Raw genomic sequence first — 12,197 nt, forward strand, 5'->3', positions numbered from 1 at the left:
GGGAAGCCTTATATTCGGCTGTTTACTAGCGCGAGAATTTCCTCTGTTTTTCGCTCCATTAAGTCGCGGTTACCCCGCGATTCAACGTTGAGACGGAGCAAAGGTTCCGTGTTTGACGCTCGCAAATTGAACCGCCAGTCGGTAAAGATCATGCTGATCCCATCCGTCTTATCAACCTCTAAGGCCTGATCTCGATAATGGCGCTCGATCATATCGAGTGCGGGTGTCGCAGGAACTCGGACGATGTTAATCTCACCGGAAGAAGGATAGGCGCGGATACGTTCCGCAACCAACTGTTCCAACGAGCGATCTTTCAGAGACATGATCTCGGCGACCATTAACCAGGGGATCATACCGCTATCACAGTAATAGAAGTCGCGGAAATAGTGGTGGGCACTCATCTCGCCACCATAGATCGCATCTTCAGCTCGCATTCGTTCTTTGATGAAAGCGTGCCCGGTTTTCGACATCACAGGAATACCGCCAGCTTTCTCAACGATCTCAACGGTATTCCAACTCAATCGCGGATCGTGAACGACCTTCTCTCCTGTCCGCTTGGCTAGAAACGCCTCAGCCAACAAACCGACTATATAGTAGCCTTCGATAAAATGGCCTTTACTATCAAACAGAAAACAGCGATCCGCATCGCCATCGAAGGCGATCCCCATATCCGCGCCATGGTGCAATATCGCCTCCATCGTGTCTTGACGGCGCTCGGGTAAAAGCGGATTAGGAACCCCTCGCGGAAAATTGCCATCGGGCTCATGTTGAATCTTGATGAATTCCAACGGTACCTTATGCTGCTGAAAACGGAGTTCAATAGCGTCTATGACCCGCCCGGCAGTACCATGCCCCGAGTTCACCAACAGCTTCAGCGGTTTGAAATGCGCCAAGTCAACAAAAGATAAAATATGGTCGACATAACTGTCCAGAGTATCGGTTTGTCGATAGCTACCGCGAGAATGCTCAGCGTGCGTAAACGTTTCTTTTTCCGCTAACGCCTTGATTTCCTGAAGCCCTGAGTCACTGCTGATCGGCCGTGCATCTTTGCACACCAATTTCATGCCGTTGTAATCTTCAGGATTATGGCTGCCCGTGACTTCTATACCACCATCGGCGGCCAAAAAAGCGGTAGCAAAATAGAGTTCCTCAGCCCCACTCACTCCGATGTCAATCACGTTGGCTCCAACGTCCCGCAAGCCTTTAGCCAAGGATTGTTTAAGGCTTTCACTGCTCAAACGGGCATCACTGCCCAAAACTACGGCTTTAGGATGCAAATATTCACCAAAGGCCCTGCCAATTCGATAAGCGATTTCATCATTCAGCTCATTCCCCAATTGGCCACGAATGTCGTAAGCCTTAAAACAAGTCAACTCAGTCATGTCACATTCTTCTGTTATGTGTACCTTTACGCTCTGTTGCCTTCCTGGAGCTTAATGCGATGGGGTCGCAATTACTGGTACGGCCTTCCTTACATTTATCACTATCTCGCTGATGTGGGAATCTTTGGTATGGGTTCATGCCCGAAATTTTTACACACGTATCAAAACGGCAGTTTTCGCGCCTTCAGCTCACCTACCAGCTGTTTGACGTCTTGCACTGCTTCACGAGCAGCAACCAATAGCGCATCGTCAGTTTGTATTATAACCAGGTTGTTTATTCCTAGCGTGGCGACCAGTTTATTACCTGAGGAAACATAGTTATTCAATGAGTTAATCGCGATAACATTGCCACGATGGACATTACCTTGAGCATCTTTTTCGGTCAAATCCCATAGAGTTCCGCAAGAGCCAACATCACTCCAACCTATATCACCCGGCATCACAACTGCATCAGCAGTATTCTCCATCACTGCATAATCGATAGACTCACAGGGGCAACGGAGAAACGTTTCTTCGTCAATGTGGATGAAGTTGAGTTCAAGTCGACTGGTTTGCATCGCAAAAAGTGACTTTTGAAAAATATCCGGACGAAATCGGTTCAGTTCACACAAATACTTCTTAGCTGTAAACATAAACATGCCGCTATTCCAGCAGTAATCGCCACTTTCTAGGTATGCTTGCGCTTTCTGATAGCCCGGTTTCTCGACAAAACGCTCGACGTTAAAACAGTAAGAGGAGAGCGGCGTTCCACGCTTGATGTATCCGTAGCCCGTTTCGGGGTGCTGGGGAATGATACCAAAAGTCACCAGACGGTCGCACAGTGAAAACTCGATAGCCTTGTTCAATGCATCATGAAAAGCGCCCAATTGGGTAATCAGGTGATCGGCAGCCAACACCAACAACATACCATCCGGTTCGTTTTGTAGAACATGCTGAGCAGCCAAAGCGACCGCGGGTGCCGTATTACGCCCGGCTGGCTCCAAAATGATGCGCGAGTTCAAACAATCGATCTCTTGCAGTTGTTCCGCCACCAAAAAACGGTGCTCTTCATTGCAAATGACAATCGGTGCCGCGATCTTAACCCCTTGTAACCCATCTAAGCGCAACAGCGTTTGCTGCAGCAGGCTATGCTTGCTACCGTCAAGCGTAAGAAATTGCTTGGGGAATGCTTCTCTTGATAAAGGCCATAGGCGGCTGCCGTTCCCACCGGCCAGAATGACAGGGATTAAGTTCACCATAAACCAGGATTACCCCAGAAAGAGATGCATTGCGCATAGTAATCAGGCTAAGTACCCCAATACCTATTGCTAGCAGATTGCCGAAAATTAAGATTTTCCTTATCCCTTACAATGAAAATCAGACCCCATTATGGACTTAATAGCCCCATAAAAATTTAGCGACCTATGTTTAAAACGCCACCCCGAGCGCCCTCATATTTACAAACAATCAAAAAGACAAAAAAACCAAATAAATCAAAGCAAAAGCGATTAGCAAAAGCACGGCTGGAATGGGCTAAAAAAGCGATAAAACACGACTAGGAATTATCTTAGCAAAAATAAGTATTTCGGCAAGTTCAATCAAAAAAAATACTTTCATCAACCCCAATAATACGATACAGCTCTTATTATTAAAAAATAAAAATTAAGAATAGTGCCAGATTAGGGGTAAGGGATCGTGCATCCCAGCGTAGAGAAGGCGTTATGCTATTTTTCGATGTTTTGGCAAAAAAAAAGCCGCCTGGCGGCGGCTTTTCAGAAACGAGAAGGGATTACTCCATCCATTCGGTATGGAACACGCCTTCCTTGTCGATGCGTTTGTAGGTGTGCGCGCCGAAGTAGTCGCGCTGCGCCTGGATCAGGTTCGCCGGCAGCACCGCGGAGCGGTAGCTGTCATAGTAGGCGATCGCGGCGGAGAAGGTTGGCGTAGGGATACCGTTCTGCACGGCATAAGCCACCACGTCACGCAGCGCCTGCTGGTATTCGTCGGCGATTTGCTTGAAGTATGGCGCCAGCAACAGGTTGGCGATATCGGCGTCCGCCGCATAAGCGTCGGTGATCTTCTGCAGGAATTGAGCGCGGATGATGCAGCCGGCGCGGAAGATTTTGGCGATTTCGCCGTAGTGCAGATCCCAGTTGTTTTCTTTAGAAGCGGCTTTCAGCTGAGAGAAGCCCTGCGCGTAGGACACGATCTTGCCCAGATACAGCGCGCGACGCACTTTCTCGATGAACTCGGCCTTGTCGCCGGTGAACGGCGCCACTTTCGGGCCGGTCAGCACTTTAGAGGCAGCAACGCGCTGGTCTTTCAGCGAGGACAGGTAGCGTGCGAACACTGACTCGGTGATCAGCGACAGCGGTTCGCCCAGATCCAGCGAGCTCTGGCTGGTCCACTTGCCGGTGCCTTTGTTGGCAGCTTCGTCCAGGATCACATCGACCAGGTATTTACCCTCTTCGTCTTTCTTGGTGAAGATGTCTTTGGTGATGTCGATCAGGTAGCTGTTCAGCTCGCCCTTGTTCCACTCGGCGAAGGTTTCGGCCAGCTGTTCGTTGCTCAGATTCAGCGCCTGCTTCAGCAGAGAATAGGCTTCAGCAATCAGCTGCATGTCGCCGTATTCGATGCCGTTGTGCACCATCTTCACATAGTGGCCGGCACCGTCTGCGCCGATGTAGGTTACGCAAGGCTCGCCTTCCGCGACCGCCGCGATTTTCTCCAGGATTGGCGCCACCAGCTCGTACGCTTCTTTCTGGCCGCCAGGCATGATGGAAGGCCCTTTCAGCGCGCCCTCTTCACCGCCGGAAACACCGGTGCCGATGAAGTTGAAGCCCTGGTCGGACAGTTCGCGATTACGACGGATGGTGTCCTGATAGTAGGTGTTGCCGCCGTCGATCAGGATATCGCCCTTGTCCAGGTGCGGAGTCAGCGAGGCAATGGTTTTATCCGTTGCTTCGCCCGCTTTCACCATCAGCAGGATGCGGCGCGGTTTTTCCAGCGATTCAACAAACTCTTCAACGGTGTAATACGGCGCCAGATTCTTGCCCGGGTTCTCAGCGATCACTTCGTCAGTTTTGTCGCCAGAACGGTTGAAAATGGAAACGGTGTAACCACGGCTCTCGATGTTCAGCGCGAGGTTGCGGCCCATTACCGCCATGCCGACAACGCCGATTTGTTGCTTGGACATTTAGGAACTCCTGTCTGAGGATGACCCTGCTGGCAACGTCGGCCAGCAGGTTTTGTGATGTGGCACACATGTTAACTCAGGATTGAGCCGGGTGGGTAGTGATTGGTGCGATAGACAAACCGCGGGAACGCTTCTTCACCACTTTATGAGAGAATCCCCCCAACTCCTCTCTGGATTATCCAATAAAATTCAGTTAACCCTTTTATTTCAATGTATTAATACCTTACACCATAAAAGTAAGATTTATCGACAATTTAGGTTTTCCTGATTGCGCGATTTCCCATGACTGCTAAAATTGACGGCTTAATTAATGCAATGCGCTTCTGTCCAAGGGGCGAGGACATGCCAGCATTGATATTGTATTGAATTGGAGAATGTAGTGTCCGAGCATCAAGCCATTAACCATACTCCTGCGACCGTCGATGAGCATGTTAACAGTCAGAAAATCGCAGCAGTAATAGTCTCTTATCATCCGGAATTGGGTAACCTCACTACCTTAATCAAAGAACTTAAGCGTCAACAGGTTTCCAGCGTTCTCGTTGATAATGGTTCACTAGAAGCATCCGCCGTCGAATCGCTTTCCGAGCTCGCCACCGTCGTGCGTTTGCCGGAAAACGTCGGTATCGCCAAAGCGCAGAATATCGGCATTGAGTACGCTCGCGAGAAACATTGTGCCCAACTGATCGTTTTTTTCGATCAAGACAGCCACATTGACGAACACTTTATGACCGGGTTGCTCAAAGATTATGCCCAGATCTCAGCCACCGAGAGGCTCGCGGCTATAGGTCCGATCTTTACCGATTCGCGCTACGGTTTCCACTATCCATTGATCCGCGTGAACAAACTAGGCTGGCGCAGCAAAGTACGCCCGCAATTCCAAGACGCGCCTTTTGAAGTCAGCATGATCATCTCTTCTGGCTCATTGATCCCCGTCGCGGTCTTGAGTGATGTGGGGGATATGGATGAGTCGTTGTTCATTGACTACGTGGATACCGAATGGTGCCTGCGCGCCATCGCCAAAGGTTACAAAGTTTATGCGGCGACCTCGGCCAAGATGTCGCACGCTATCGGTGACAAGGCAATCAAAGTACTGGCTTGGCATGTGCCGGTGCACTCGGCTTTCCGCAGATACTACCGATTGCGCAACGGGCTGTTGCTGGCAAGGATGAAACACATCCCACCATTGATAAAAGTACGTGAAAACGTTTTTAATGCCATCCATCAAGTATTGTTGATTGCTACGCAACCGAATAAAAAAACGCATCTGGCAACCTGGTGCCGTGCGGTTAAAGACGGAATTAGCTCAAAATGAGTGCAGTTGAACATAAAGTGCCCGTTGTCGCGTCCATAGTACTGTACCAACACAAGCAAGAGGACATTCAACCCACTATCGACTCTCTGTTAGCCGAGCCGCTGGTAGAAACCATCGTGTTAGTTGACAATGCAGGTAGCGAATGGGCGAGCCAGTTAAACAATCCGAGAATTGCTTATATCAAGTCGGATTTCAATGGCGGTTATGGCCATGGACACAATCAAGCCATGAGTAAGTATCTGAGCAAATGCAAATATTTTATTATCTGCAATCCAGATATCGAGTTTAGTGCAGGCACGGTGAAAAATTTGTATAACTTTGCGGAAAGCGGCAATCACCGATTCATCGCGCCCAAGATTGTTTACCCGAACGGCGAAGCTCAGCGCGTCTGCCGTTTATTGCCGACTCCCGCTCATCTGTTCTTGCGCAGATTCATTCCTTTTTTATCCAAGTATCTCGATGAGAACTATGAGTTGCAAGATGCCGATTACAACAAGAACTTCTTTGCACCGACAATTTCCGGCTGCTTTATGTTCGTAGAGTCGCGTTTGTTGCAGCAATTACAGGGTTTTGATTCACGTTACTTTATGTATCTTGAAGATGTCGACCTCTGCCGTAAAGTGCTTCAATATGAAAAACCTATGTTTTGTTCCGAAGCGACGGTGACACATGCCTTTGCCAAAGGCTCATACAAGAACCTGAAGTTAATGGGCTACCACATTCGATCGGCAATTACGTATTTCAATAAATGGGGTTGGTTTTTTGACGCAGAACGCAGAGGCGTAAATAAAACATGCATGAAACAACTGCCACGGCTGGGAAAACAGGTGAGGGAGAATAAAAATGGGTAATAATGGAATACTGAGGCACTTACCACTCGCCGGTTTCGGTATTGTTTGCCTGATATGCATTATTTTGCTTCCCGTGAATGGGGTAAGTAAAAGCTTTGCCATTGCTGCGGTTGCAAACTTTGTCTTCTTCACCTATTTCTTCAAAAATATTTACAATCCGGCTTCGATCTTCATGAGTATGTTCTTATTCATGATTGGTTGCAGCCAGGCGAAATTGACACTGATTGAGCAAGACGATTTCAGTCACTCAACATGGATGGCTTTGTTCGCCGTTATCGCCTGTTTTTACATGGTGGTTGCCACCTTTGTGCTGCGACGAGGACGCATCACGCTTAATCGTGAAACAAACGTTCGCTCTGGAATCGCCGCGCGTACCCTCTTCTGGTCCAATGTCATCTGCATCGTGACCGAAGTGTTTATTTATTGGTATGCTATCCATAAAATTGGCGGCATTCCTTTATTTGACGACAATATTCGCGCGAACATTATGCCCAAAGTAATCAGCAATTATTTGATGACGCTGATGGTCCTTCCCACTTTCTTTATCATTTTCAATACCATTTACGTTACTGAATCGAGAAAATACGGATATCTTATTTTCAGTTGCGCATACTTAAGCCTACTGATGTTGTTAGGGGGAAGAATAAATATCTTCATCCCTGTCATTACCAGTTTATTCTATGTACTCATTCAATATTATGTTGCAAAAGAAAATAAATCAGCGCTATTGATTACCGGCATAGTCACGTTGTTCTCCGTCGTTCTGTTGATGGTGAGTATGCCATTGATTCGCACCCAAATATATGTACAGAACCATCAGTCGTCGACAGAGGAAAAGGCACAGACCGGCACGCATTATTATGAGGCCATTTATAACAGCCCAAATACAAACACTCAGGAACATAGAGAGGAAAAAGATTTTAAACCTACGATGAAGCTGCCTCCGCAGATGATGTCAATCTGGATTAACCTGAGTACCGAGATGCATGCATTCAACAAAATGGTCATTTATTTGGATAAAACCCATGACTTCAGAGATGGGCGCATGTTGATGACCGGGACTTTCCGTTTCGCGACCAAAAGTTTCATGCCGGATGAAACGCTGGATTTGGTAAAAATGGGAGGATATGACTGGATAAACATCATGACATTTATGCAGAAACCATACATGGACTTTGGCGTCTATGGCATTGGTGGTTTTATTCTGATATTCACCTGGTTCGGGATGACACTGTATCAACGGGTGCAGCAGAGAAAAACCCTCATTAATACCCTGCTCTACAGTTACTTCTGCATGGCCATGCTATTCATGATTTTTGATAACCATTTCTATTATTCAACCGTTATCGTCAACATTATCCTGTTGTTATTGTTCAAAGCCTTTATGAGCCGGGATTGGTTGGCAAAACTCAAACTAACTAAACAATCTACTGAGCTAAAGGCCGCGGTTCATGATTAAATATCTGAACCAACCGTTAGTTAAAAACTATGTTTCACTGCTGTTAGTACAGGGGGGGAATTTTATATTCCCTCTACTGGTATTTCCTCTTGTGGGTCGGAACATCGGTGTCAGTGAGTTTGGCAACATTCTATTCTGCTATATGGTTGCCTTCTATTTTTCCATTTTTGTCGATTACGGCTTTAACTTTTCGGCGGTCCGAAGAGTCTCAAAAATGGAAGATCACCACGGCATAGGTGAAAGCTTCTATAGCATTACGTGCTCCAAAATTATGCTGGCCACCTGCTCACTCGTCGTGATGACGTTGATGACTCTAAGCTGGGATAAACTGAATCCTCTCAGCGACTATATGCTACTTTCGTCTTTGTTAATCGTAGCATCTATGTTGTCCCCTTATTGGCTATTGCAGGGTGTAGGGAAAACGGCCGCGGGCGCGCTGATCACCTTATTCGCCCGAATTTTCACTTTGGTGGTCTTCCTCTGCTTCCCCATCACGCCCTATAGCGCCGTTCTGCTATTAGTACTGCCCAACTGTCTAGCTGCGCTTATTATGTTGCTTTGGGTTTTCTCACGGTATCACATTGGCCAACCGCGATTTTCTTTGCCCAATGTTACAGCGAATCTAAAAGAAGGCTGGCCGGTATTTGTCGCCAACTCAATCACCATGGTGTATTCAGCCAGTAATACGATTCTTTTAGGCATCATTTCCGGGCCGCTAGCCGCCGGGCTATATGGCGCAGCGGAGAGGTTGGTTCGCTCCGGTCTGGCCGTCATGGCGCCACTATGTCAGGCTGCCTACCCTATCATTTGCAGCTGTCGTGCTGAGCAAACAGCTAAACGAAATAAGATCATTAAGCTAGTTTTAGCCGCCAGCTTCGTATTCGGTATTAGCGCCTTCTCGATACTGAATCTGTTTTCTACATCGATTATCACCTTGCTTTTTGGTGAAAAATTCGTTTCCGCTGCCCCCATACTGGCGGTGTTGTCCATTATGTTATTGGTCATTCCACCTGCCATCGTATTGGCTCAACTGTACTTGTTGGCGAACAACCACGATAAAGTATTGCAGAGAATTTATATTTTCTGTTCAGCAACCCACTGCTTGCATATCTATTTCACGACAACGCTGTTTGGTGCACTGGGCGCTTCTTACTCATTAGTCTTCACCGAGCTCTTGGCCACGCTCTTGATTCTTTATATGAGCATGAGAATATTCAAAAGAGAAAATTTGATCGGCTGCGTTTCTTGATAGACAAGCTAGAAAAAAGGCGAACATTCTTTAGATGCTCGCCTTTTTCTTTATCCAGTAGGGAAAAAAACTACCTTTCCCCTAGCACCGGCATAATATTTTTCAACGCTTGTTGCCAATCTGAAGGCTGGATGCCCAAGCTTTCAATTTTCCCGCAGTCCAAACTCGAGTATGCAGGACGCTTAGCCGGCGTAGGGTACTGATCGGTTGTGATGTCGTTCACCTGCGGCAACCTCGTCAACGTACCCTGCCCTAGCGCCGCCGCAAAAATCGCCCCGGCGAACTCGCTCCAACTCACTTCTTTGTTACCGCAGAAGTGATACACCCCCCCCGCCGCCTCACGTTTCAGCAGCTCAATGATCGCCTGCGCAATATCGCCCGCGTACGTCGGGCAGCCCCGCTGATCCCCGACAATGCCCAGTACGTCACGCTCTTTCGCAAGACGCAGCATGGTTTTCACAAAATTATTCCCATACTCACTGAACACCCAGGCGGTGCGCAGGACTATCGCTCCCGGAAGCACCCCGGCCACCGCACGCTCCCCATCGAGCTTGGTGCTGCCGTAAACCCCCAGCGGGTTGGTCGCGTCATCCTCACGGTAGGGCCGGCTCGCCCGACCATCAAAAACATAATCGGTTGAGACGTGGATCAGCCGACAGCCGTGCGCCGCCGCTGCCAGTGCCAGATAGCTCGGCCCCTGTTCATTGATCCGCGCCGCCAGCTCCCCGTCGCTTTCCGCCTTGTCCACCGCCGTATACGCCGCTGCGTTCACTATCACATCCGGACGGTAATCCGCGACGACCTGCTTCACTCTGGCCAGATCGCTGATGTCCAGGCTTTCACTGTCCGTCGCCAATAGGTCCCACCCGGATGGCAAACGATCACGAAAACAACTGCCCAGCTGCCCTTTAGAACCGGTTAACAACACTTTCATCCTGCCAGCTCCCCAAGCAGTTTACCCACCTTGTCTTTCTCAGACAGCTGCGGGTTGGCTATCGGCCAATCAATCCCGATCGCAGGATCGTTCCATAGCAGGCATCCCTCATGGGCCGGGTTATAATAATCCGTGCACTTGTATTCGAAATCGGCGACCTCCGACAGCACCACAAAACCGTGGGCCAACCCCGGCGGCACCCAAAACTGCGTCTTGTTTTCTTCCGACAGGATAACCCCTTCCCATGCGCCGTAGGTCGGCGAGTCCGGCCGAATGTCGACAGCAACATCGAAGACTTCACCACGCACCACCCGCACCAGCTTGCCCTGCGGATTGATCTTCTGAAAATGCAAACCGCGCAACACCCCACGCGATGAACGCGAATGGTTGTCCTGAACGAAGTTCAAATCGATGCCCAGCATTTCCCGGTAGCGCTTCTCCTCAAAGGTTTCCAGGAAAAAACCGCGGGCGTCCCCAAACACCTTCGGTTGAATAATTTTCACGCCCGCAATTTTGGTATCCGTTACCTGCATGCTTATTTCTCCACGATCAGTTGCGACAGATACTGGCCATACAGCGTCTTGCCGAGCAGCCGCGCTTCTTCAGCCACCTGTTCTCGACTCAGCCACCCCTTGCGGTACGCGATTTCCTCCAGGCAGGCCACCTTGAAGCCCTGGCGCTTTTCAATCGTATGAATGAACTGCGAAGCCTCAATCAGGCTGTCGTGCGTACCAGTATCCAGCCAGGCGAAACCCCGGCCGAGCAGCTCAACATTGAGCGCGCCCTTGTCCAAGTACATCTGGTTCAGTGTGGTGATTTCCAGCTCGCCGCGCGCCGACGGTTTCACTTGCTTCGCCATCTCGACCACGTCGCGGTCATAGAAGTACAGCCCGGTTACCGCCCAGTTCGACTTAGGAGCTGCAGGCTTCTCTTCCAGCGACAGCGCGCGGAAATTATCGTCGAACTCCACCACCCCGAATCGCTCCGGATCCATCACCTGGTAACCAAAGACCGTCGCACCCTGATTACGCTCAACCACGGATTCCAGTTTTTTACCGAAGCTCTGGCCAAAGTAGATATTATCTCCCAGCACCAGCGCGCAGCTGTCGCCGTTGATGAACTCTTCGCCGATAATGAACGCCTGTGCAAGACCGTCCGGACTCGGCTGAACCGCGTAGCTCAGCGATACGCCGAAACGGCTGCCGTCCCCCAGTAGCCGCTGGAAAGACGGCAAGTCTTCCGGTGTGCTGATGATCAAAATGTCACGGATACCAGCCAGCATCAGCACCGATAGCGGGTAATACACCATCGGTTTGTCGTAAATCGGCAACAGCTGCTTGGATACGCCACGGGTGATCGGGTACAGGCGTGTGCCTGAACCACCGGCTAAAACAATACCTTTCATTTTTATACCTTAGAAATAATTAACGTGTCAGACCCAGACGTTCGCCGGCATAAGAGCCGTCCTTCACGCGGCTCCACCAGGCTTCGTTGGCCAGGTACCACTCAACGGTCTTGCGGATACCGCTTTCGAACGTTTCCTGCGGCTTCCAGCCCAGTTCCGCGTCAATTTTTGAGGCGTCGATCGCATAGCGCATATCATGGCCCGGCCGATCAGTCACGAACGTGATCAGCTCTTCGTACCGGCTCAGCTTACCTGGCTTGTTCGGCACCAACTCATCCAACAGGCGGCAAATGGTACGCACCACGTCGATATTTTTGCGTTCGTTATGGCCGCCGATATTGTAGGTTTCCCCTACTGCCCCTTCGGTCACGACCTTATACAGCGCACGAGCATGATCTTCGACATACAGCCAGTCACGCACCTGCGCGCC

The 12,197-nt window shown here is 49.5% G+C and carries 11 protein-coding genes; 4 read left to right on the forward strand and 7 right to left on the reverse strand.

The genetic code is table 11. The features are described from left to right. Positions 1-8 precede the first annotated feature (8 nt). The 3 genes from HMPREF3138_RS10740 to gndA form a co-directional block, all read right to left on the reverse strand. Positions 9-1,382 (reverse strand): phosphohexomutase domain-containing protein, encoded by a 1,374-nt coding sequence (locus HMPREF3138_RS10740; RefSeq protein WP_038881077.1) that lies wholly within the window; start codon positions 1,380-1,382, stop codon positions 9-11. Between the two features lie 161 nt (positions 1,383-1,543). After that, entirely contained in the window at positions 1,544-2,620 is a 1,077-nt protein-coding gene (locus HMPREF3138_RS10745; RefSeq protein ID WP_070559042.1) for a mannose-1-phosphate guanylyltransferase/mannose-6-phosphate isomerase, read from the reverse strand. 530 nt (positions 2,621-3,150) lie between these two features. Then, on the reverse strand, positions 3,151-4,557 hold the full coding sequence (gene gndA / locus HMPREF3138_RS10750; protein ID WP_004938815.1) for an NADP-dependent phosphogluconate dehydrogenase: 1,407 nt from the start codon (positions 4,555-4,557) through the stop codon (positions 3,151-3,153). A 379-nt stretch (positions 4,558-4,936) separates the two neighbouring features. Between gndA and HMPREF3138_RS10755 the strand changes: the two genes are divergently transcribed. Genes HMPREF3138_RS10755 through HMPREF3138_RS10770 form a run of 4 tightly spaced genes read left to right on the forward strand, consistent with a single transcriptional unit; the run spans position 4,937 to position 9,428 of the window. Beyond that, positions 4,937-5,869 carry a glycosyltransferase family 2 protein gene (locus HMPREF3138_RS10755; protein ID WP_049193286.1) on the forward strand — a complete coding sequence of 311 codons (933 nt, stop codon included), beginning with the start codon at positions 4,937-4,939 and terminating at the stop codon, positions 5,867-5,869. Further along, positions 5,866-6,720, forward strand: coding sequence for a glycosyltransferase (locus HMPREF3138_RS10760; protein WP_038881074.1), 855 nt, complete (start codon positions 5,866-5,868; stop codon positions 6,718-6,720). The genes HMPREF3138_RS10755 and HMPREF3138_RS10760 overlap by 4 nt, the downstream gene beginning before the upstream one ends. Then, a complete protein-coding gene (locus HMPREF3138_RS10765; protein ID WP_038881072.1) occupies positions 6,713-8,179 on the forward strand; it encodes an O-antigen polymerase in 1,467 nt (488 codons plus the stop codon). The genes HMPREF3138_RS10760 and HMPREF3138_RS10765 overlap by 8 nt, the downstream gene beginning before the upstream one ends. Next, entirely contained in the window at positions 8,172-9,428 is a 1,257-nt protein-coding gene (locus tag HMPREF3138_RS10770) for an oligosaccharide flippase family protein (RefSeq protein WP_038881069.1), read from the forward strand. Before HMPREF3138_RS10765 ends, HMPREF3138_RS10770 begins: the two co-directional genes overlap by 8 nt. 70 nt (positions 9,429-9,498) lie before the next feature. Here the strand turns inward: HMPREF3138_RS10770 and rfbD are convergent, their stop codons facing one another. The 4 genes from rfbD to HMPREF3138_RS27120 form a co-directional block, all read right to left on the reverse strand. Continuing rightward, positions 9,499-10,362 (reverse strand): dTDP-4-dehydrorhamnose reductase, encoded by an 864-nt coding sequence (gene rfbD, locus HMPREF3138_RS10775; RefSeq protein ID WP_038881066.1) that lies wholly within the window; start codon positions 10,360-10,362, stop codon positions 9,499-9,501. Continuing rightward, positions 10,359-10,895 carry a dTDP-4-dehydrorhamnose 3,5-epimerase gene (gene rfbC / locus HMPREF3138_RS10780; protein ID WP_038881063.1) on the reverse strand — a complete coding sequence of 179 codons (537 nt, stop codon included), beginning with the start codon at positions 10,893-10,895 and terminating at the stop codon, positions 10,359-10,361. The genes rfbD and rfbC overlap by 4 nt, the downstream gene beginning before the upstream one ends. 2 nt (positions 10,896-10,897) lie before the next feature. Continuing rightward, a complete protein-coding gene (gene rfbA, locus HMPREF3138_RS10785; protein WP_038881061.1) occupies positions 10,898-11,767 on the reverse strand; it encodes a glucose-1-phosphate thymidylyltransferase RfbA in 870 nt (289 codons plus the stop codon). 19 nt (positions 11,768-11,786) lie between these two features. Further along, the coding region (locus tag HMPREF3138_RS27120; RefSeq protein ID WP_246828721.1) for a GDP-mannose 4,6-dehydratase at positions 11,787-12,197 on the reverse strand (411 nt) is incomplete at its 5' end.

The sequence above is a fragment of the Serratia sp. HMSC15F11 genome, assembly GCF_001808215.1.
Classification (GTDB): domain Bacteria; phylum Pseudomonadota; class Gammaproteobacteria; order Enterobacterales; family Enterobacteriaceae; genus Serratia; species Serratia nevei.